Here is a 20,885-nt window from a genome sequence, read left to right as displayed (position 1 = left end):
AACGGGCGGCGACTTCGTCCTGCTCCTCGCGGCTGATGCCGCGGGTGGCGTTGCCGGCGTCGGTCGCAGCGCCCATCAGCTCGCCGCTGAACGGATCCTGCAGACAGTCATGGTTTAGCGAGTCGACCATGGGAGAGTCCCCGATGGCAGGTTGGCTTTCTTGCCTACGACGATGAGCACATACCGGGTACCGTAAATCGGCTGGAGAAAGAACTCCTCACAGACGGCGGTCTATTGCTGCGTTACCGTACCGAGAACGGGGTCGACGGGCTGGATCCCGGAGAGCCGCCTTTCCTTGCGTGCTCGTTTTGGCTTGTGGAACAGTCCGCACGCACAGGCCGCAAGGTCGATGCCACAATTCTCATGGACAAGCTGGTGGGGTTTTCCAACGAGCTCGGCCTGCTTAGTGAAGAGTTCGCGGTGAAGGAACAACGGATGGCTGGCAACTTTCCGCAGGCACTCTCGCATCTGGCGCTCGTGAGAGCGGCGGGCGCCTTGCACGGCGTCGACCGTCCCAGCGTTGCCGTTCGGTCTGGAGTGTGACGTGCTGGCACCCGATGCACACGTTGTCGCCTTGCAGGCTTCGGGTTTGTAATGGATTAAAGGCGCATTCGGGGCGGAACTATCTTCTTGCGTTAGTCCTTCAGATCCTGATGCTCCAGCAATTCGTGCCTGTAGTGGAGCAGGAACTCGTGCCTGTAGTGAAGGCCAATCCAAGGGGATGCAGAGTATTCGTCAATGCCAAAATCCTGAAGCGGAGCTGGTGCTTCTTCAGCGAAGATGTTCTGACCCGGCCCGCTTGATCGGAATGCCGTCTGAGTCAGGCTATTGTGGGTCACTCGGCGTCTGGGCATGATTTCTCCTCTTTTCGTAGGTGTTCGCAGTTAGAACGCGACGTGTCGCGGGTGACTAGTTTTGTTTTCGCCGTCCCGATTTCCGGTGGTAGTACTCCGCGCCCGTAGAGGCGGTGTCCGGTTGAAGATCAGTTCGATGCTGTCTGGTCTTCCAACGTCGAGATTGTCGGCGACCAGCGCCTCGAAGAATGATCGGCCCGGCGTGGGGCGTCGAAGTCCAAGGTGCGCAAGACTTCGATCTGGCGCATCGACAGCTACCACCAGTAACCTGCGTGGCGGTCACCGTCAGTCAATTGCAGCGGCAGCCCGCTCATCCAGCGTTGGAAGAAATCCTCAATGGTGCCAGGTTGTAGCCGGTCATAGATCCTCTGCAACGCCCCAGGGCCCTGGCAGGTGGCGTAACCGTTGGAGCGTTCGGTGAATCCGATGCCGGCGGCTGTGTGCTGGCGGCCCGGTGGCGGCCACTACATCGCGTGCGTTGAGGTCGCCTTCCGTCTTTTTCACGTGGAATCCGGGTGCGCGGGACCTGGCGTACAGACAAAGAAGTGAGGCTGTGCGACAGGTGCAAACGGAATAATCAGCCATTGGTTCCCGTAGAACTCCACGTAGGAGTTGGAGCGGCAATGCGTAAAGCCCTTTTCCCGGGGCATACCGTCGTTCCCTTCTATAGTGTTCGAGCGGCTTCAGGCGTAGTCGGCGTCTAGTTCACGCATGAGCTCATCCCAAGCGACCGGGTTGTCGGCCCGAGCTCGCACCAGCGCCGGCAATTGGGGGAGGACTGTCCGGATGCGTGCACCCGCGGGAGCGAACGGTACAGTGCTGGCTCCAGAGCTGCGGCGCTTCATGGTTCGCCTCCCCGGAAAGCGGGGGTGTCCATGCGTTGGTGAAGGGCTGTGTCGGGTGAATGGCCGAAGCGGGGGGCTTCGGCGCGGAATCCATCGCCCGGCCCGAGCCCTTCGCGGGCGAGGTCGTGGAGCAACTGGTGGTAGCCGGAGAGGGCCAGAGGGGGCACCTGATGGAGGGAAGCAATGGTCGCCCGGGGGCGGTCCACGCAGAACAGGGCGAGGATTGCTTTGTCCTCCTGCGCATCGTTCAATGTCCGGTAGGCGCCGATCGGACAATTTGCGGTAAGCGCCTGTGCGTAAAGGGTGAGGCGGTGGACCGGCGTCGAGTTCCCGGCTCGCTGCCAGACGTGGACGACATCCGTGCTATCTATCATGACCATCGACTCCTTGCGTGATGATCGGAATGGTCAGGGACGCGTGTCCCGTCTCCCCCTGATACACTTGACTTTAGACCTTTAATGTCAAATGTCAATGAACATTGAAGGTTAAATGTCAAAGGTATCGTTCGTTCGCCGCACAGATTTAAGGACGTGTTCCATGAGCTGGAGAGAGCAACTTGCATTCGCGCCGTTAGAGACTGTCGAGCGTGGCGAAGAGATCGGGCGCCGACTCCGTCATGCGATTGAGCTGGGCGTACTGGAAGACGGAACCCAGCTCCCCAGTGAAAGCGAGCTGGCGGCAAGGATGCGCGTCTCCACCTTGACGCTGCGTGCCGCCCTCGCCGAGCTTCGTCATCGGGGACTTCTGGAAACACGACGCGGCAAAGGCGGCGGAAGCTTCGTGAGGGCGAGCACCGGAGACATCACCAGGGCTCAGCAGGACGCCCTTGCCGCGTACTCCCTTGAGGAGCTGCGCGACATCCGAGAATACCGGGCCTTCCTAGCAGGGGCAGTCGCCACGGCGGTGGCCGGCCGATCGCAGCAGGTCACCATCGGGCGCCTCGCTTCGATGGCTGTGATGATCGAGACGGCGCAGACACCCGTTGAAATGACGCGAGCGGACAGCCGATTCCACATAGAGCTCGCGGCCACGTCGGGATCCGTCCTGTTCGCCCGTCAGGAGATGGCGATGCAGGCCGCGGTAGGGGCATTGGTGTGGACCGGCGCTTCCGACCGCCGACGCGCGGCAGCGAATGAGCACACGATGATCGTGGACGCAATACGAGCCGGGGACACCATTCGAGCACGAGCCCTCGCCGAAGACCATGTGCGCCAGGATATGAACCGCCTCATCGATCTGCGGATGTCCTTGGAATCTCCGCCACCAGGAGCGCCGCCAGGGATCGACGGCATCGATAGCGCAGTTTCCGCCGTCGAATCGTTCGCTGCGAGCCTCGAAGGGACCATGGTCGCGTCGATCCGGACCGTCGAAGAAGCCGTCCAAACTGACCTCGACCGCTCAAAGAGCGGCAGGCTGGATCAGTTGGTGACTGTCTACGACGTGTGCCAGAACCTAGCGAAAGCCGTGCCGGCTCTGTGTGGGACGGGATTCGTGGCCGATCCATCCTTCTTCGGCGAACTGGGCCTCTTCTGGTGCTACATCCCGTCGGGTCCGGAATCGGCGCAGCGGGTGGAAGTGGATCTGGAGTTCTATGGCTACACGACAGCACCGTGGTGGCCCGCGCACGACGCTGATGACGAGGTCCACGCCAGCTACGCCTACGTGGACGCCCTCGGATCCAACGAGCACGTCGTCTCCTTCACCAAGCGAGTCATGAGGGACGGCAGGATGGCTGGCGTCGCTGCCGTTGACGTCCTCGTCAGCCGTCTCCAGACTGGATTCGATCCGTTCCTCCGGTTCTTGCCGCCAAACACGTGCATCGTGGATCAGAATCAAGTCATTCTCGCTACCAACACGGCCAGCCTCGTCGGTGGAATCTTCTCACCATCCCATCAGACCGAACGCAGAATCGCTCTCCCATCGGTCCCGTGGAGCCTCTGTCTAGGTGTAAGAACCGGACAGAATGCCGCTGATGCGACTCGGTGAACCGTCGCCGGCTCCCCTCGTGCTTGTTCCGGAACCGATGGCGTGACGACGCGTGTGCGGCGCGAGCCTGTCTCTCTTCATTGCCGACCAAAGGGGTCAGTCGGGGGCACAGCTGGTCCTGACGCGTTATCGAGCGCGGGATCACAACCGGGGTGTTCCGGCCCCTTGGATCCTGTCTGATCGCCTTCGGCCTTATCGGTATGAACGCGTGGGAACACACCTGGGTTTCGCCTTCGCGGATCACCACGGGCTCGCTCAGCCGGCCCTGGTTGCGAGCCAGTCCTCCGTTTTCGCGGAGAGTTCGGCGATGGAATGCCGGGCCCAGAACTCGGCCCCGACCGTCCGAAGGGCGGACGTCGCGACCGCATCAATCTGCGGCCCACCGACCTCTTTTGGCCCGCTTCGGGCCCACTCCCCCGCGGATTTCGGCACGCCGATAACGGAGATTATGACAAGCTGGCGTTGGGTGAGGAGCAGAGGAGGGGCTGAGGCGCCGCCGGCCGGCGGCGGCACTCCATGGTCTATCAGACTGCCCTGGAACTGCCGGCGAGGGCGGTTCACGGCTTCAACCTCCAGGGGGTCGGGATTGTGGAAGCGGGTGCCAGTGGCGTCGGCTACCCTTTCCATACTTCGAAGAGGCCCCATAGCGGGGTCATCGAGTATGTCCAGAATTTTCCTCGTATCTTGGGAAGCCTTCCGAATCTTAGGCGGGCGGCGTCAGGCGCCAGCGGTCCGCCGCCGCGCAGAACACAGCAGTAATACTGATCCGTCCACGGTTTCTCATTTCTGATCCTGGGCCGTGCCCAAGATTAGATCCTGCCTTCGGCCTCACTCGCCCGGAGAAAATCGGCCTGCCTTGCTCGGAGGAGCATCTCCCGGGATTCCATTTCCATGCCCAGTGCCGTCGCGGCGATATCTTCGAGGGCTTCCTGCATCCATGCCACAGCAGACGCGTTGGCTCGGGCTGAGGCCTGATCGGACGATTGGACCGCGCAGAACAACGCAAAGTGGGCCACCTTCCTTTTCAGCTCGCTGGCGAGATCTTCGATCCCCGCCAAGAGTTGATCCCGCCATACTTCGGATTTTTGTGCAGATGCGAGTCGCCTTGAGTATGTGCGGGGCTGGTTCAGGCCTGGTTGCTGCCGTCTCCGCAGATCGTCAAGCTCCGCGGCCAGCAGCACGCCGAATGCATGAGTCGACAACGACGGCCAGGCTGGCCGCTCGCTTATGCCGTCGGCCGTCTGACCGGTCTGTTCCGCATCGGTCTTCGTGCGGCCGGCGTGCGAATCATCCGCGATCGGCACGGACCAAGCGGACGGACCCGCGGACGCGGCGCTGATATCGAGTTTTTCTCGCATGGCTGGTGTCTCCTCCTATTTTTTCGTGATCTGATGGCGCGACCGGCGGTCATTCACGCCAAGCCGCATTTTCGCGGAGATCCGGTATGGCTATTAGGATCAGGTGCTGCCGGGGTCTTCGCGCTGGCTGCCACAGACGTGACGCGCATCCTGTCTCCAGATCGTGTGCAGGGCAATGTCGAGCACCTTCCGCTCGCCTAAATCCGTGACCACCCAGACAAGCCCGTGTTCCGGAAAAGGCTCGTCAACCGCACCGTGCCAGACTTCACCGGTTTCGTGATCCAGGACAACGACCCGGTGCCCTGACGCAAGCAACAGGAAGGCATCGACTTCACATCGCGTGAGGGATTCTTTCGGCCCTTTTCGCCCCGCCGCGAGCTTCGCGGCCGCCTGTCGCAGCGAGCAGGGAGCGTGGCCGGCCGTTGAGCATACGACCGGCATCCAGTTGTCGGTCGTCTCGTCGGAGATACCTCCCCTATCGCGGTTCATTGGAAGACGTACCCCGGCTCTCCCTTATCGTGCCCGGCGGCAGTTCACCGTTCAGCCGGGCCTCGTAACAGCCAGGGGAGAGCCGCGTTACCAGGATGCCGACCTGTTCGGCCATGGCCGCCGGCTTCAAGAGACCCAGCGCCCCGTCCAAAGCGGCATCCAATTCCCTCCGTGTTTTAAGGCCTATGACGAGGCGGTGGGGGCTGCTTGAATGGTCATAAGTTCTACTCTCTCGGCGGTCGGGCTCCCGGCCATCGTTGTAATCTGTTTGGCACTTGAAATATTCGGCACCCATCACGGAGATTTCGTCAGTCTAGGTTGAGGAAAGATCCGCTATCGGCGCATGTGGGGAGTGCACGCAAAAGGGGGCGTGTCTGGCGTCGAGCCTGGGTCTTTCACCCAGCAACGGTCAGCGCCCCACCCCCGATTGGTACGGGTTCTGCTAAGCCGCGATGGGCATAAAACTCAGCTCACTCGGGATTGGCAGTTTCCGCAGGGCCTGAGTCCCGTCCAAATAGACAGGAGTGCTTCTCCAGCTCTTCGTGGCGTGGCTCTTCTAATAGGCATGCGCCGCATCCTTGCTCATGAGGGTGCACGGAGGCTTTCGCTCTTCAGAGCAAATCGAGTTCCCGGGTAAAGCCGAACGGGACGTCGGGACTGAGCGCGACGGTGAATGTTGTGAAGTCAACCCTGGTTACGAGAAGACCCCAACTCGTAGCCTTCTCACGCAGTATTGAACTGGCATGCTCTAGCTGGCGGTCTACTGAAACGGCATCCTTGACTTTGACAGTGATCGTTGAGGTTGTTAGTGACATGGTTGCCTCCCTTTTCTTTCGATTCCGCGGCGGTTGTCTTCAGACATTTCGGCACAATAATTGATTGCCCAAGCAACTATCCCCTGCTCTGGGCCGGACAAGTCATTCTCGGGGACAAGGGCTTCGCTGGCTGGGAGTTCGAAGCCTTCATCACGCGGGACCTCGCCGCCACCGCTATCCGCCGGCACCGGAGAGGCGAGAAACCCCGGGTCGAAAAACCTGAGTGGATCCGGTAGTGGATCGAGTCCGTCTTTGACACTTCAGTGGCAAAGGATGTGATCCGCTTGCATTCCGACCGGTTGGTCCTATTAGACTACATAGATGGTTGAATCTACGCAATGGATGATGTGGCGACCACAGCGCCCGCCGCAGTCCGATCAACCTGACTGCATCGGGCGCCTTGATGAACCGGTCAAGGGTCTTATCGTTGCGGGAGAGGATTCGAACCCCTGACCTCCGGCGCTGACGCCAGCGACTACGGAGACGCTTGGACAATCACGGATCTCTTCGGGTGGTTTACAGAGAGAGCTCGCGGCTGCTTTGGTTTTTAGCGGAGTGGTATTGGGTCGTTGCGACTGCAGGTGGCCGCTTTCTGGCCACGGGTGCAATCCTTCGCCAACAGGCGGGGCCGATCCAGGCGCCAACTGCACGGACGCTCACCACCCCACGTCGGCCCTTCGATCTTCGCCTGGGCGAGTCGCCTCTGGCGCGGTAGTGACCTCTTAGCGCAGATGAGCTGCCGACGGCAGCCCGTTGGCTAGCCCAAGCAGAGCGTGCCGATCGCTGGCAAGTCAGCGCCGTCCGAAGAAAGAGCGTTCCGCCGATCGCCCGGATCGAGTCTGGCCGGACAGCGGTAGATGAAGTCCCTAGAATGACGCGCTCCAAGCCCACTGCCAATGCGTTGAGCAGGCGGAGCCGATTTCTTCGCGATGTCGCTTCGCCGTGCCACACCCGGAGCAGCACCGGCCGTGGAGAGGCCCTACTTATCGGTCGTCAACCGTCCGCGCCACAGTCCAAGCAGCAAGCTGGGAGCGGTTGGACAGGTTGAGCTTGCTCAGGATGTGGTCCACATGCTTTTCAGCCGTGCGCACCGAGATGAACAACGACGTGGCTATTTGACGGTTGGTCAGTCCACGGGAGACGAGCTCGGCCACCTCGAGCTCACGCTTGGTCAGCGGCGGTTGGTCGTGGGAATTCTCCCCGGCCGACTCGCCTAACGCGAAGGCCACTGCATCGTCGGAGTCCCAGGCCGCACCCTCCGTGTAGGCACGTTGGATACGCTGTTCACTCCAAGCCCGGCGCAGATTCTCCTCGGTCTCCCGGTGGTAGTCCCACATGGAAAAGCTGCCTTCGATCGACATTCCAACTCGTCGGAGTATCGAGTCGGCCGCCCCCATCAGTCGAGCCGCACGCGCAGAGTCGCCCTCGGCCGCCGCGATCCAGGACATGGCCTCGAGACAGACCCCGACACCCAGCTGGTCGTCCTGCTGCCGCTTGAGACGCAGGCTCTGTCGCTCGATCTCCGCCGCGTCTGCAATGTCACCCTGGCGCCACTTGTCGATGCCGTACGCCCACAGCGAGAAGGAGCGCCACCACGACTCGCCCATCTCACTCGCAAGCTCCTGACAGCGGCGCTGCCATTCCGCCGCACGCTCGGTGTCTCCCGCGAACCCGTGGCTGATGCCCAGCTCGAACATCGAGTGGATCTCTCCGGTCGGGTGACCGGCTTCGGCGAACGCCTTGACTGCGGTCTCGAGTCGTTCGATCGACGTCGACAGGTCACCTTGGAACATCGCAAGGAGCCCCCATCCCTGAACCACATAGGCATCGAGAACCGCATCACGGGTGTGAAGTGCGATCGCCTGAGCCTCTTCGAGCATGGGCGGAACCACGGCATGGTCACCCTGCAGGATGGCCAGCCACGAACTCAACCGCAGAGCTCGGCCCCGGTCGACGGTGGGAGACGGGTCGCAGGCAAGCAGATCGTCTAGCCAGAGTCGGGCTTCGCTCAAGAAACCGCGGGCTAACCAGAAGTTCTCGATACTCCACGCGAGTCTGAGCCCTTGCTGCGGGGCCGCAGCCAGGCAGGACTGCAGGGCGACACGGAGGTTGGCGTAGTCCCAACGCAGTCGCGCCAGCCACTCGACCTGGTGCGGGCCCGACCACTCCTGGTCCGCACGCCCTGCGAGAGCGACGAACCACTCGCGGTGACGCCGGTTCAGCTCACGTGCGGCCTCCGCGTCCAAGTGCTCGCTGGCATACTGCCGGATGGTCTCGAGCATGGTGTACCGAGGCTCACCTTCGTGCATTATTCTCGTAACAATCGACTTGTCTACCAAGGCGGAGACGAGCTCGAGCACCGCATCCCGTTCCACCTCATCGCCAGACGCGACAGTCTCCACCGCCTCGAGACTGAATCCGCCGGAGAAGACAGAGAGCCTCGACCAGAGCAGCCGTTCGGCCGAGGAACACAGTTCGTAGGTGCCGTCGATCGACGCGCGCAACGTCTGGTGTCTGGCCGGAGCCGTGCGCCTGCCATGGGCTAGTAGACCGAAGCGGTCGCCAGTCCGAGCCACCAGCTCACCGAGCGGAAGGAGGCGGAGCCTCACAGCCGCCAGTTCGATGGCGAGCGGGATGCCGTCGAGCATCCGGCAGAGTTCGACGATCTGCCTTCTCTGGTCGGGCGTCACGGTAAGCTCTGGCAGGGCAGCCGACGCCCGCTCGAGGAAGAGGCTGACCGCCTCACTCTCACTCACTGATCCGGCCCCAGGCCCGCGGACCTGGTCGGAGACAGAAAGGGGTGGCACTCTCACGACCGCCTCACCGTCGAGGTTGAGTGGCTGGCGGCTCGTCGCCAGGATGCTCAGCCCGGAGCAGGCTCGAAGCAGCGCCTCGACGAACGGGGCGACGTGCTCGACCAAGTGCTCGCAGTTGTCCAGCACAAGCAGCACGCGCCTGCTGCTCAGGAACTCGACGAGGGTGTCGAGCTGCCAACGGGGGGAGCGTACACGCACGCCCAGCGCCGTGTTGACGGTGTGGCCCAGCAACGCCGGCTCAACGACGTCGGCCAGCCACACGACACAGACATCGTCGTAGTCCGTCGAGGCCGCCCGTGCGACCTCGAGAGCCAATCGGGTCTTTCCCACTCCCCCGATACCCGTGAGAGTGATCAGGCGCGACCGTGCCAGGGCATCGCCGACGAGCGTGAGCTCCCGGCGGCGGCCGATGAAGCGCGTGAGCTCGGCCGGCAGGCCGCCGAGGGCGTCTGGGTTGCGCCGTACGGCAGAGGAAGGCTGGGCCAAATTCGTAGTCTCCACCAACTGCAGGCGTTCGTGACTTCGGGCGTGGGTGCTAACGAGAATTCTTTCCTTTCCGTCAGATTATCAGAAGCGACGGGTCCGACACGTTCGCAAGTCCAGGAACCGCCTGTGCGTCGGGTGTCACCGCTCGGAGTACGTCGCGAAGCCAGGCGACCTGGCCGTCGAAGCGGGCCAGCCGACCAGGACTCACCCACCGGTAAGCATCGTGCTCGTAGTTGAGCCGCAAGCGTCTCATGTCGGTAGCCGCAAGAAAGGTGTGAACCAGCCACTCTCCGCCGTCCTGGCCGACGAGTGTGAGGACAGGTCCGTCGCGCAGGAGCGACAGATCCCGCACCGCCAGCCCGGTCTCTTCGTGCAGTTCACGAGCGGCCCCCTCCAACGGCGTCTCGTCGCGCTCCACAAAGCCCGTGATGCAGTGCCATCGACCCGCGTCGGAGCTGACGCGCTTGCTGCGCCTGAAGAGGCCGATGCGACCACGCCAAGTCACGACAACGGCCACCACCTCGCCGTTCTGCGGGTCCTCTGTCCGGAGCGGAAGGTCGTTCGTCATCGGCCGAGGATGAGGTCAGCCGCCCGCTCGGCAATCATCACCGTGGCGGCGTTGGTGTTGCTGGACACGATGGTGGGCATGACCGAGGCGTCGACTACGCGCAGGCCGGCGAGCCCGTGCACGCTGAGCCGCGAGTCCACTACGGAGTCCTCGTTGCTTCCCATCCGGCAGGTTCCCGACAGGTGGAAGAAGCTGCTCACGGCATCACCGACTGCACGCTCGAGGTCGGGGGTGTCGAGCTGGAGCAACGCCTCGGTTTGAGACTTCCCTCCCCACTCGTCGAAGGCCCCCGTCCTCGTGAGCCGGTCGACCTCCTCGACGCCCACGACGAGCTGGTCGACGTCGTACTGCTCCGTTAGGTAGCGCGGGTCAATCAGGGGTGGGATGTCCGGGTCCGCGGAGGCGAGACGCACCGAGCCTCTGCTCCTCGGCCGCATGTGGCCGATGCCGAAGGTGAAGCTGTTCTCGAGCGGCTCCTGCCAAGGCAGGTGGTAGTCGACCTGCACCTGCACGATCTGCAGCCCCGGACCCACCTCAGCGGGATCGGTTCCTAGGAACAGCGTCGCCTCGGCGTACTGACCGCTCGGTGGAGGCAATGGTCGATCCGCCTGGACTCTGACGCCCGCAAGCATGACGTGGTCCTGGAGGTTGCGACCCACGGGCAAGTCGATTAAGGCGTCGATGCCGACGTCGGCCGGGCCGACGCCCGACAGCATCAGCAACCGCGGCGAGTCAACGGCACCGGCGCAGAGCAGCACCTCCACGGCGGCGTATGCCGTCGCGAGGTGTCCATCCTGCAAGAACTTCACGCCCGAGCAACGCCCGTCCGCGATGATCAGCCGCCGAGCCAGCGCACCCGTGCGGATCGCCAGGTTGGGGCGATGTGCGGCGGGGTGCAAGTACGCTGTCGCGGTGCTCTGCCGACGCCCCCCGCCGATCAGGAGGTCGTGTGTCGCGGCCCCGAGCAGGTCACCGTCATTGAGGTCCTCGGCGACTCGGTGGCCGGCCCTGCTCGCCGCCTCGATGTGCGCAAGGCTCAGCGGGTGAGGCTCGGCGACCGGCTGCGGCTGCAGCGGTCCACCACGGCCACGGAAGCGAGGGTCGCCGGCCGGCACGTCTTCGGACCGCATGAAGTAGGGCAGCACGTCGGCGTAACCCCATCCGACCGCACCGGCCTCGGCCCAGCCGTCGAAGTCCGACCGGTGACCCCGCAGGTGCGCCATCACATTGATCGACCCGGAGCCTCCAAGGATCCGCCCCCGATGCGCCGGGATCGAGCGCCCGGTGACCTCCTGAGCTGTTGTGGCGTAGCCCCAGTCGGCGTCACTTCCGAGCAGCGCCGGCCAGGACCCCGGCGCCTCGACGTCGGGCCGGCGGTCGTCTCCGCCTGCTTCGAGAAGCAGGACGGATACGTCGGGGTTCTCTGTCAGGCGCGCGGCGAGCACGCTGCCCGCAGAGCCACCGCCGACGATCACGTAGTCGTAGGTCGACACGTCCGGCCTCAGAGGTGGACCACGACGGTCTTGAGCTCGAGGTACTCGTCCAGGTTCTCCCTGCAGGTCTCCCGCCCCGAGCCGGACTGCTTGTAGCCGCCGAACGGCAGTGCTGCGTCGACGGCCTGATAGCAGTTCACCCAGACTTGGCCGGCCTCGAGGGTGGCGGCCATACGGTGCGCACGCCCGACGTCGCGGGTCCATACACCGGCTCCGAGACCGAAGTCGGAGTCGTTGGCCAGGCCCGTCACCTCTTCCTCGGTGTCGAACGGAATCACCGAGAGCACCGGACCGAAGATCTCCTCGCGCAGGACCCGCGAGTCCGGACGCAGATCCGTGACCACGGTTGGTCGGACGAAGTAGCCCTCGTCACCCCACGCCTGGCCTCCGGCGACGACCCTGCCGTCCTCGTGGCTCAAAGTCATGTAACTGAGCACCTTCTCGCGGTGCTCCGCCGAGATGAGCGGGCCCATCTCGCTGGCCGCGTCCAATCCGGGCCCGAGCTTGATGCTGTCGGCGCGTGCGGCAAGGCCGGCAAGCACGTCCTCGTAGACATCGCGCTGGGCATACAGACGCGAGCCGGCGACGCAGCTCTCGCCCTGGCCCCCGAAGATCCCAATGCCTGCCGAGTAGATCGCCCGATCGAGGTCGGCATCGTTGAAGATGATGTGCGGCGACTTGCCGCCCAGCTCCAGGGAGACCCGCTTGAGGGTCCCTGTGGCCGCACGCGCGATCGCTTTGCCGGTCTCCACCGAGCCAGTGAAAGTCACCTTGTTCACACCGGGGTGGTCCACGAGTGCGGCACCCGCGACCTCCCCTAGGCCCGTGACGTAGTTGACGACGCCCTCGGGGATGCCAGCCTCGAGCACGAGCTCGGCAAGGCGCGCTATCGCAAGTGGAGTCTGCTCGGCCGGCTTGATCACGATGGTGTTGCCAGTGGCAAGGACCGGGGCCAGCTTTTTGATAGCCATCATGAGCGGGAGGTTCCACGGGATGATCGCGGCGACCACGCCCAACGGCTCCCGACGCGTATACGCATGGTACGGACCGCCGAAGTTGTGCGGGAACGAGACCGGGATGGTGTCACCGGTGATCTTGGTCGGCCATCCGGAGTAGTAGTGCAGGACGTCGACGGAGAATGGTACCTCGAGGTACCGGGCCTCCATGATCGGCATCCCGACATCCAGCGACTCGAGCTGTGCGAGCTGCTCGGCGTTCTGCTCGACCAGCTCGGCCAGCTTCGCGATCATCCGGCCCCGCTGGATGGGGGTCACTTTGCTCCAGGCCCCGACGAACGCCGCACGGGCCGCGGCAACGGCACGGTCCACGTCGGCGGCGGTGCCTGCTGCGGACTGCCCAACAACCTTGCCGGTCGAGGGGTTGAAGACGTCGAAAGTCTCGCCGGTGGTCGCGTCGACCCAGTCGGCACCGATGAGCATTTTCTGGGCCTTGCCGACCTGTGACTGTAGGTCGGCCGGGAGCGTGCTAGTGGTGGTTGTCATAGCTTGTCCTTTCAGGCCTGAGCGAGAGCTCGCGCAGGGGCGGTGGGCGGCGTGAAGTTCTTCATCAGCGGGAAGACCTCACGGCCCATCCGCTTAATGTCCTCGACGTAGTCCGGGAATACGAGCATGTAGCCGGCAACGTCGATCTCCGCCCACTCGTCGAGCTGCCGCGCGATGCTCTCTGGAGACCCCGTAATGAAGTCGGTGGAGAATTGGACGAAGCCCTTGGCATCCACACCGGCGAGGATCTCGGAGGTGCCGCCCTTGGCGGAGTCCGTCGCTGCCTGACCGAGCATGTACTCCATGACGCCCAGGTCCGGGTTGTCGATGTAGTTCTGCAGCTTCGCTTCTGCCTCTTCGTCGGTGTCGGCCATGACGACACCGAGCGCGACGTAGGGGCGGATGGTTCGGCCGGCGTCGTCCATCTGGCCATTGAACCGGTCGACGACCTCACGGAGCGCATCCGGGCCACCCCAGGCGAGTCGGAAAGAGCGGTCGGCGTACTGCGTCGTGAACTTGATCGCGTCATCGGACGCGCCTGCGCAGACGATGTTCATGTGGTGGTCCGGCTGGGGACCCATGCGCAGGTCCTCGTACTGGAAGTAGTCACCCTGGAAGTTCGACACGCCGTGCTCCCAGAGGTCGCGAACGACCTGGCAGTACTCGCCGGCGTACTTCCACCGGTACTCGTTGTACTCGTAGCCCGGCCAGACCTTCATCACCTCGAGCTCGCGGGGGTGCCACCCACCTGGCACGATGTTGAGGGAGAAGCGACCGTTGCTGATCTGGTCGATCGTCATCGCCATCCGCGCGGCGATCGCCGGGTGGATGGCCAAGATGTTCACCGAGCCGATCAGCTTCATGAACTTTGTGTCGCGGGCCAGGGCAGCCATTTGGGTCATCGACTCAAGGGCATCGTCCCAGAAGCCGGTGCTCCCGCCGTGCCCGCGCAGTGCCGAGAGCGAAAGGGCGAAGGAAAAGCCGTTCTCCTCCCCCGTCTGACAGATCTCGCGCATGTGGTCGTACGTGGGCGAGTACTGCGGCGCGGTCTCCGAGATGATGTAGCCGTTGCGGGCACTGGGGATGAAGATTCCGAACTCCATTGTGGGGTCCTTTCAAAGCGTTGGGCTTGACGTTTGTTCGTGAATGGTTCTGTGAGGAAGACGAGCCTCGTGGGTGTGGTTCTTCGACTCAGTCGGCCGCCTCGACCGGGAGCAGACCGACGGGCGGCGTGTCCTCGCCGTAGCCCGGCCAGCCAATGACTGTCCGGTCAAGGTCCTTGTCGAAACCCTGGTCGATTCGCTTGTCGCGCAGGCCCAGGACCTTCTCCACGATGAGCACGAACACCAGGGCGCTGACCAGGCCCAATGCCAGGAACGCGAGGACGCCGATGGCCTGTTGGCCGAGGCTGATGGAGGCGTGCTGGAAGGTGTAGTCACCCTCGAGCCCGAGGTAGCCGCCCTGCTTCGTGCCGCTGGCCACCACCCCGGTAGCCAGGGCACCGTAGATGGCGGGGCCCAGGGTGAGCGGCACGATCTTGATGTCGTCGAGCTTGGCCTTGCGCATCAGCTTGTAGCAGCCGACCACGATGAAGGGCGCGAAGAACGCGATAATCGCGCTCTGCCAGGGCTTCACCACATCCATTGACGCTGAGGCCGCGATCCAGCCCGCGATCGGCGATGTCAGGAAGAAGTAGACGTTCTTGGTTGCCCGCCAAGCAACCAGACCCCCGATGCCCGCGACCATGATCGTCATCATCAGGTTGGTGAGGACAACGCCCATGCCGGACTCGTTGAGAGTGATGCCGAAGAACCCGCTCCCCTCCACCAGGAATCCGTTGAGGAGCACGTAGCCGCACAGGCCCGCGATGAACAGCATGAGTCCCAGGACTACGAAGGGCATGTTGTGCGGCAGGGGCATGCGGGCCGGGTCGTCCTCGACCGCTCCCGGCCGCGGCTTGGCCCGCCACACCAGGACGAGCGCCCAGGTCCCCAGGAGGATGTAGAAGAAGGCGCCACCGAAGTCGTGTGTGCCTGCGTTGGACAGGGGTCCGACGGGGCCGTAAACCAAGTAGCCTCCGAACGGGATCACCAGGCCTGCGAACACCGCGGCGATCACGACGAGGGGGGCCGTCTTGACCCGCTCGATCACCGAGCCGGCAAGCAGCGCCGCGAGGAACGCACCGAACGCGATGAAGATCGCGAAGAAGGCTTGGAACGCCTCGGCATCGGGCACGATGGTGTGGTCGAGCTGCTGGGAGTAGGTGTTGATGTTGTCCCCGAAGAGCCACCAAGACTGGAACGCATCCTGGATCGGCGACTTGGAGCCGAAGGCCTGAGTGAACTGGACGTCCCAGATAGCGAAGCCGACGACCGACATGGCCGCGCCTCCTGCGATCGTCACGCCGAGCTTCTGGACGACTGTGTGCAAGGCGTTGCCCTTGCGGCTGAGTCCCGCGTCGAATATGAACACGCCACCGATCGCGAGGAAGATCGCGATGAGTCCGATGACGTAGTAGGCGGTAGCGAGCTGCGCGTGCGTCGAGACCTGAGTCTCGTCGAAACCGACCGCAGCCGCGATGTAGCTTAAGTACACAGCGTCCTTCTTTCAGAAGCGGGTGGTGGGGTCGCAGGGTGCGACTTTAGTACCAACCGGTTGGTTTTCAAATAGAACGGGGGGCCTATTGGTGGCCGTAGTCACAGTTGTGGTGCCAGCTCTCGCCGTAAAGGAAGCGCCGCTCCTGCAGGAAAACGATGATCTCCGCCTTGTAGATCGCCATCCGCTCGAGGAGAGCGTCGACGATCAGGCGGCGCGCTCACATGTTCGGGGTCAGCCCAGGTTCCGACATAACGCTGCGCGCACGGCGCAGCTGGTGGTCGATGAACTCGTCGTGTACCCGACGCAGCAGGCCGCAGTTGTTCTCGAAGTGGCGGTGCAATGCACCCTTCGTCAAGCCTGCCGCATCGACGAAGCTCTGCACGGACGTAGCGGCGCGCCCCTGCTCCTCGAACAGCTGGATGCCGACCTGAATGAGCGCACGCCTGACACCTTCGGCGTCCGGCATCCGACTGGGTCGCTTGCCCGCTGCTATCTCGGCCACGATCGTCGCCCGTCCTCGCCGCACCGGTGCCGGTGGGCGTGACACGAGGACAACGTACCAACCGGCACGTACGGCCGGGCCGTTTCCTGGGTCGACACTGTTTAGTCATGCGCCAACCGCCGTGAAGAACTGCTGCCGAGCATAGGCCAGCGCATGGTGGTCCTCTCGGATGTCACCATCGAGGACTTCAGCCACCGCGATAACATGGTCGCCGGCATCGATCAGCTCGGTGACGCGGCAGACGGCGTAAGCCGCGATGTCCTCGTAGAGCACCGGGCCGCCCACCCCGTTCGGCGGGAGCTCCCATGCTTGGCTGTCAAACTTCGCACGGGACTTGGAAGCGAAGTTCAGGGCCACCTCTTCGTGGCCGTGGCGAAGGTAGTTCACGGTGAATGACCCGTGCTCGCGGATAGGTCGCAGCGTGTTCGACCCGCGGTCGAGACACACGAGGATCATGGGCGGGTCCAAGGACACTGCGCAGACCGCAGACATCGTGAGTCCTTGCGGAGTGCCGTCGCAGTCCAAGGCTGTGACGACGGTCGCCGGGCCCGGAGCACGACCCATGATGGCCTTGAAGCGCTCACGCTCGATCATGGCCGTGCGTCCTCTGAGCGGACTGCGGCGCGCAACGCGGAGGAGGCGCCTTCCAGCCAGCTCTCGATGGTCTCGGAGAGACCGTCGAGCTGCGAGTCGAGGACGAACAGTCCCCTCCCAGGCACGATGGCGCCGAGCTCGACTAGCAGGGGCCGTAAGTGCACCTCCGTGGCGAGAGCATGCTGCGGAGAACCGCCCACCATGACGGGGACGGCGACCACTCCAGCCAGTCCGTTGGCGGCGTAGCGGTCGAGAAAGGCTTTGAGCAATCCGGAGTACGTCGCCTTGTACGTGGGGGACGCGACCACGAGCACATCGACGTCGGCCATGGCGTCACGGTCGTCGTCGACCTCCGCTGACGGGTGCTCGAGCACGGCAGCTCCGTGGATTCCCAGCTCGACCGGGGTAAGGACGGTTGCGTTGCCCAAGGCTTCTGCCACGCGCTTCGCAACCTCCTGCGCAACCCGCGTCGTCTTGCTGGCTGGGCGCGGGTTTCCGATGAGGGTCCCGACCTTCTTCTTTGTAGGCATGGTTCAGCGTATCCAGCGTCCGGTTCGCGGCGGCAGTAGGAGAACTACCCATTCGCTACGTATCTTCGTGACGTACGCAGCGCTGGTCGGCCCATCCTGGGGAGCACAGGGAATGGTGCCGCAAACGTTCATAGCGATGTCCGTAGGAAGATGGATGCCCCGGCTGCCCGGGGCTGCACGACCCACGCCATGACCGACGATGGCGCGGGCGTGCGGGTCGTGCGCATCACCGCGATCATGTGCTCGATTGCGTTTCGATCGGGGCGGGTGCGAGTGTGCTGGCGCCAGGGATTGGCTGCCACGGCTTCACTGACGGGTACCAGCACAGTGTTGGCGTCGTCTTCGCGGCGTGGGCTGTTGGCCTTGATGGAGGTTTCGACTGGCTCTTTGTGCAGGCCTGTGTACCGGGGCAGGGTCCGGGCCAGTGTGGCGGGTGCGCCGGAGGCGACGACGACGGTGCGGCCGCGGTCCAGTTCCGCGAGGTTGGAGACGTCGAAGTTGGGAGCGGCTGGACCCGACTTCCCGGAGAAGACGGAGACGTTGATGTAGCTGTAGTTGCCAATGAGGCCCGAGAGGGCGCGGAGAAACCCGTCTTCGCCCACTCCCCCGCCATAGACCTTGACGTCCGCGGCGGACCAGATTTCCGCCTATTCGCCTCACCCCATAGCTCGATACCTTGGGACCAGGACGGCAGGATCGCCACCACGATCAGGCCTTGGAGCCGTAGTAGTGACTGAACTGGTCCGGCAGGCCGGCCCAGCGGGCCACGTTGGCCAGCTCATCGAGCGCGGGCAGTGGCAGGCGGCCGCCGCTGCGCTCGGCCCGTTCCTCCGTGGCCTCTGCAATGGCCACCGTCAGTGCCGTTGTGAGTGGGGCGGCTGAGCCGCCCCTTCCTTGGAGAGGACGTAGATCGTCTCTTGGGACGTGGCAAGGTCGGGGGGTTGAACTGGCGGGGATCTGTGGCCACGGATGGGCCTGCGCCGGGGCGACCCAGCGCAGCATGTTCCTGCTTGTGAGGCACTGGATCATCTTCTCGGCCGTGCCGAAGATACCGTCGCGCTGCTTGTCGGCCAGCTTCAGTGTGGACTCCAAGCCCTTCGTGCTGCAGCTCGCAGCCATGCTCTTTCAGGATTTCGATGGGTTCCTGACTGACCTGTTCGGTCAGACGATAGTACCGACGAGTTGGTATCCTGAGAGTGAGCCGGGCGAATAATGGTGCCTCGCGGTCCGAGGGAAGAAAGATAGGAAGGCCGAAGTGGTCACAGCAAGCAAGGACACGCAGAACGGTTCAAGCGGCAGCAGGGTGCGCGACCCGGACGGGACCCGCAAGGCACTGATGCAAAGCGGAACCAAGCTCTTTGAAGAGTATGGATATGCAGCCACAAGAGTCCAAGCCATTGTGGACGCGGCAGGATTAACCAAAGGCGCGTTCTACTACCACTTCGGAGCCAAGGAAGAGCTCCTTTCCGCCCTTCACGACGAGTTCATCGACTATCAACTCGCCCGTGCGCTCGAGGTGCTGTCCCGGGATACGGGGCCACGCGAGCAACTGCGCGCTTTGGTGGTAGAGGCACTCTTTGAGCCTATGGCTATGTATAAATCGGAGACGGCCGTTTTTATCCAGGAACGGCGTTTCCTGACCGGGGAGCTTTTCGAAAAAATCAAGGCCAAGCGCGATGAGTTCGAGTCCTGCTTCATACGCGTTATCGAGCACGGGATCACCGCCGGGGTGTTCCGGCCCATGGGATCCCCACGTCTGATCGCCTTCGGCATTATCGGTATGAACGCCTGGGCACACACCTGGCTCGACACCGAGGGTTCAGTGCCGCTAAAGGCAATCGGCGAGTTGTACGCCAACATCGCTATCGATGGCCTCATTGAGCGCTGAACCCCGCGCAGTCCGAGGTGCTACCGCGTTCCTCCCTAGCGCGCTGCGGCTTCGTGCGCCATTTTCCACAACCCACCGGCGCCGGAATGCACCCACAGCTGTTGACTCGTGTGGGCGGACGTCCGCGTCCCTCCAGCCCAACTCGGCGCCGGCACTGCATGGGAAAAGCTCATCCTCGAAGGTGTCCAAGGCCTTGAGTACCCGAGAGGGCGAGTACAGGATTCGCCGTCGCTGTCGAGCAAAGGAGGGTCGTTGAGCACCAATCAGCAACGCCTCCAAGGGGTGGAGGGGTGCCAGATGGCGAGTCGTCAGGCTGCGCGGCGGTCGTCGAGCATGCTAAGCCGCCTCCCCGTCAATGTCGATCAAGTCATAGTGGGAAGAGGCCCTTCAGACATCCTTGCCTACCGAAGTGCATAGTGCTTACGATAGACTTCAATCCGACCGGTAGGTATGTTGAACATTTAGGCGAATGGACTTGGGCTTCCCGGGGCAATGCCCGGACACACTGACTGCAACCCTTCCTAGACGACAAGCCCGGAGGGGCTGATGCGAATTGCCGAGGAGACCCACGATGAACCTGAACAACGAATTCACACGGATACGACTCGAACGCCGTCCCAATGGCGTGCGGTTCCTCGTGCTTGCCAATCACGACAAGCGCAACGACATCGGGCCACAAAATGCGCGCCGAACTCCTCGAGGCAATCCAGCTGCTGGGGTGGACCCTGACGGTCGCTGCCTGATCGCGGCGGGAGAGGGCACCAGCATCTGTGAGGGTGCGGATCGGGCCTCGGTCTTTGATGGTAATGATCTGACACCGTCATCACAACGCGTCCGGCAGCTCGACTACGACCCGAGCTTCCTCAAACTGCGCGACTTGCCGTTCCCGACCATTGCGTATGTGCAAGGATCTTCCCCTTCAACTGACCACCCGTAGCCGACACGGAAAGCATCATCATGCTGGTTGTTTACCTGTTTTCTTACTTTTTTCTTGAAAGGTAACCCATGAGTCCAGAGACCAGAACACCCGTTATTCTTGGCGGGGCACGCACCCCGTTCGGACGTTTCCGCGGCGGCTTTGCCCCGCTGTCCGCCAGCGACCTCGGGTCCCATGCCATCCGCGCGGCCCTGGAACGTGCAGGCGTGGCGGCTGAGAAGATCGAGGCCGTCATCGTGGGGCAGGTCATCCAGGCCGGGGCGGGTCAGGGCCCGGCCCGGCAGTCCAGCCTGGGCGCGGGTATCGGCTGGGACGTGCCCACAGTCACGGTGAATAAGTTGTGCCTGTCCGGGCTGACGGCAGTGATCGACGCCGCCCGGATGATCCGGGCAGGGGAGGCCGATTTTGTGGTTGCGGCCGGGCAGGAGTCCATGACCAATGCCCCGCACCTGGTCAAAGGGCTGCGCGCAGGCGTTGCCATCGGGGACTCTCCCATGGTCGACTCGCTAAACCATGACTGTCTGCAGGATCCGTTCAGCGGCGAGCTGATGGGCGCTGCGACCGACGCCGGCAACGCCACCCGCGGCATCAGCCGCGAGGAGCAGGACGAAGTCGCCGCCCGTT

Annotated in this window: 19 protein-coding genes and 2 pseudogenes; 6 read left to right on the top strand and 15 right to left on the bottom strand. The window is 63.5% G+C overall.

The features are described from left to right. A pseudogene (locus AC1DNG_RS21460) lies at positions 1–130 on the bottom strand (acetyl-CoA C-acyltransferase); the annotation flags it as partial. A gap of 17 nt (positions 131–147) precedes the next feature. On the opposite strand from AC1DNG_RS21460, the pseudogene AC1DNG_RS21455 reads away from it, so the two are divergent. Continuing rightward, positions 148–543, top strand: a pseudogene (locus AC1DNG_RS21455) (glycoside hydrolase family 15 protein); the annotation flags it as partial. Between the two features lie 1,152 nt (positions 544–1,695). Here AC1DNG_RS21455 and AC1DNG_RS21450 read toward each other — a convergent pair. Beyond that, a complete protein-coding gene (locus tag AC1DNG_RS21450) occupies positions 1,696–2,073 on the bottom strand; it encodes a hypothetical protein (RefSeq protein ID WP_476888291.1) in 378 nt (125 codons plus the stop codon). A gap of 163 nt (positions 2,074–2,236) precedes the next feature. Here AC1DNG_RS21450 and AC1DNG_RS21445 point away from each other — a divergent pair, with 163 nt between their 5' ends. After that, on the top strand, positions 2,237–3,685 hold the full coding sequence (locus AC1DNG_RS21445) for a GntR family transcriptional regulator (protein WP_476888290.1): 1,449 nt from the start codon (positions 2,237–2,239) through the stop codon (positions 3,683–3,685). Positions 3,686–4,494: 809 nt separating this feature from the next. On the opposite strand, the gene AC1DNG_RS21440 is transcribed toward AC1DNG_RS21445, so the two are convergent. The 13 genes from AC1DNG_RS21440 to AC1DNG_RS21380 form a co-directional block, all read right to left on the bottom strand. Further along, the gene (locus AC1DNG_RS21440) at positions 4,495–5,043 is read right to left on the bottom strand and encodes a hypothetical protein (RefSeq protein WP_476888289.1); all 549 of its coding nucleotides are present in this window, start codon (positions 5,041–5,043) and stop codon (positions 4,495–4,497) included. 99 nt (positions 5,044–5,142) lie between these two features. Further along, entirely contained in the window at positions 5,143–5,532 is a 390-nt protein-coding gene (locus AC1DNG_RS21435; protein ID WP_476888288.1) for a hypothetical protein, read from the bottom strand. A 1,798-nt stretch (positions 5,533–7,330) separates the two neighbouring features. Continuing rightward, on the bottom strand, positions 7,331–9,664 hold the full coding sequence (locus tag AC1DNG_RS21430; RefSeq protein ID WP_476888287.1) for a LuxR C-terminal-related transcriptional regulator: 2,334 nt from the start codon (positions 9,662–9,664) through the stop codon (positions 7,331–7,333). A 58-nt stretch (positions 9,665–9,722) separates the two neighbouring features. Further along, positions 9,723–10,217, bottom strand: a complete 495-nt coding sequence (locus AC1DNG_RS21425; RefSeq protein ID WP_476888286.1) for an NUDIX domain-containing protein — start codon at positions 10,215–10,217, stop codon at positions 9,723–9,725. Beyond that, positions 10,214–11,710 carry a GMC family oxidoreductase gene (locus tag AC1DNG_RS21420; RefSeq protein ID WP_476888285.1) on the bottom strand — a complete coding sequence of 499 codons (1,497 nt, stop codon included), beginning with the start codon at positions 11,708–11,710 and terminating at the stop codon, positions 10,214–10,216. The genes AC1DNG_RS21425 and AC1DNG_RS21420 overlap by 4 nt, the downstream gene beginning before the upstream one ends. Positions 11,711–11,718: 8 nt before the next feature. Further along, complete coding sequence (locus tag AC1DNG_RS21415) at positions 11,719–13,212, bottom strand: aldehyde dehydrogenase family protein (RefSeq protein WP_476888284.1); 1,494 nt, start codon at positions 13,210–13,212, stop codon at positions 11,719–11,721. Positions 13,213–13,223: 11 nt separating this feature from the next. Continuing rightward, positions 13,224–14,315, bottom strand: a complete 1,092-nt coding sequence (locus AC1DNG_RS21410) for an LLM class flavin-dependent oxidoreductase (protein ID WP_476888283.1) — start codon at positions 14,313–14,315, stop codon at positions 13,224–13,226. An 88-nt stretch (positions 14,316–14,403) separates the two neighbouring features. Then, positions 14,404–15,807 (bottom strand): hypothetical protein, encoded by a 1,404-nt coding sequence (locus tag AC1DNG_RS21405; RefSeq protein WP_476888282.1) that lies wholly within the window; start codon positions 15,805–15,807, stop codon positions 14,404–14,406. A gap of 220 nt (positions 15,808–16,027) precedes the next feature. Then, on the bottom strand, positions 16,028–16,312 hold the full coding sequence (locus AC1DNG_RS21400) for a TetR/AcrR family transcriptional regulator (RefSeq protein WP_476888281.1): 285 nt from the start codon (positions 16,310–16,312) through the stop codon (positions 16,028–16,030). A gap of 105 nt (positions 16,313–16,417) precedes the next feature. After that, positions 16,418–16,906: a flavin reductase family protein gene (locus AC1DNG_RS21395; protein ID WP_476888280.1), complete on the bottom strand. Its 489-nt coding sequence runs from the start codon at positions 16,904–16,906 to the stop codon at positions 16,418–16,420. Beyond that, positions 16,903–17,436 carry an NADPH-dependent FMN reductase gene (locus AC1DNG_RS21390; RefSeq protein WP_476888279.1) on the bottom strand — a complete coding sequence of 178 codons (534 nt, stop codon included), beginning with the start codon at positions 17,434–17,436 and terminating at the stop codon, positions 16,903–16,905. Before AC1DNG_RS21390 ends, AC1DNG_RS21395 begins: the two co-directional genes overlap by 4 nt. Positions 17,437–17,564: 128 nt before the next feature. Continuing rightward, a complete protein-coding gene (locus AC1DNG_RS21385) occupies positions 17,565–18,038 on the bottom strand; it encodes a hypothetical protein (RefSeq protein ID WP_476888278.1) in 474 nt (157 codons plus the stop codon). A gap of 106 nt (positions 18,039–18,144) precedes the next feature. Then, the gene (locus AC1DNG_RS21380; RefSeq protein ID WP_476888277.1) at positions 18,145–18,288 is read right to left on the bottom strand and encodes a hypothetical protein; all 144 of its coding nucleotides are present in this window, start codon (positions 18,286–18,288) and stop codon (positions 18,145–18,147) included. A 148-nt stretch (positions 18,289–18,436) separates the two neighbouring features. Between AC1DNG_RS21380 and AC1DNG_RS21375 the strand changes: the two genes are divergently transcribed. The 4 genes from AC1DNG_RS21375 to AC1DNG_RS21360 all read left to right on the top strand — a co-directional run. Next, positions 18,437–18,649, top strand: coding sequence for a hypothetical protein (locus AC1DNG_RS21375; RefSeq protein WP_476888276.1), 213 nt, complete (start codon positions 18,437–18,439; stop codon positions 18,647–18,649). A 42-nt stretch (positions 18,650–18,691) separates the two neighbouring features. Further along, positions 18,692–19,324: a TetR-type transcription factor C-terminal domain-containing protein gene (locus AC1DNG_RS21370; RefSeq protein WP_476888275.1), complete on the top strand. Its 633-nt coding sequence runs from the start codon at positions 18,692–18,694 to the stop codon at positions 19,322–19,324. Between the two features lie 571 nt (positions 19,325–19,895). Further along, complete coding sequence (locus AC1DNG_RS21365; protein ID WP_476888274.1) at positions 19,896–20,261, top strand: Clp protease/crotonase-like domain-containing protein; 366 nt, start codon at positions 19,896–19,898, stop codon at positions 20,259–20,261. Positions 20,262–20,329: 68 nt separating this feature from the next. After that, on the top strand, positions 20,330–20,885 hold a 556-nt coding region (locus tag AC1DNG_RS21360), incomplete at its 3' end, for a thiolase family protein (protein WP_476888273.1).

This window comes from Arthrobacter sp. 01T425, from assembly GCF_056398725.1.
The sequence above is the reverse complement of the archived record's forward strand: the minus strand, read 5'-3'. Positions and strand labels throughout refer to the sequence as shown.

Excerpts from the sequence above, each read along its gene's own strand:
- AC1DNG_RS21415 (WP_476888284.1), bottom strand. The coding sequence starts at position 13,212 with ATGACAACCACCACTAGCACGCTCCCGGCCGACCTACAGTCACAGGTC.
- AC1DNG_RS21435 (WP_476888288.1), bottom strand. The coding sequence starts at position 5,532 with ATGAACCGCGATAGGGGAGGTATCTCCGACGAGACGACCGACAACTGG.
- AC1DNG_RS21445 (WP_476888290.1), top strand. The coding sequence starts at position 2,237 with ATGAGCTGGAGAGAGCAACTTGCATTCGCGCCGTTAGAGACTGTCGAG.
- AC1DNG_RS21450 (WP_476888291.1), bottom strand. The coding sequence starts at position 2,073 with ATGATAGATAGCACGGATGTCGTCCACGTCTGGCAGCGAGCCGGGAAC.
- AC1DNG_RS21390 (WP_476888279.1), bottom strand. The coding sequence starts at position 17,436 with ATGCCTACAAAGAAGAAGGTCGGGACCCTCATCGGAAACCCGCGCCCA.
- AC1DNG_RS21365 (WP_476888274.1), top strand. The coding sequence starts at position 19,896 with ATGAACCTGAACAACGAATTCACACGGATACGACTCGAACGCCGTCCC.
- AC1DNG_RS21440 (WP_476888289.1), bottom strand. The coding sequence starts at position 5,043 with ATGCGAGAAAAACTCGATATCAGCGCCGCGTCCGCGGGTCCGTCCGCT.
- AC1DNG_RS21375 (WP_476888276.1), top strand. The coding sequence starts at position 18,437 with ATGTTCCTGCTTGTGAGGCACTGGATCATCTTCTCGGCCGTGCCGAAG.
- AC1DNG_RS21410 (WP_476888283.1), bottom strand. The coding sequence starts at position 14,315 with ATGGAGTTCGGAATCTTCATCCCCAGTGCCCGCAACGGCTACATCATC.
- AC1DNG_RS21395 (WP_476888280.1), bottom strand. The coding sequence starts at position 16,906 with ATGATCGAGCGTGAGCGCTTCAAGGCCATCATGGGTCGTGCTCCGGGC.
- AC1DNG_RS21425 (WP_476888286.1), bottom strand. The coding sequence starts at position 10,217 with ATGACGAACGACCTTCCGCTCCGGACAGAGGACCCGCAGAACGGCGAG.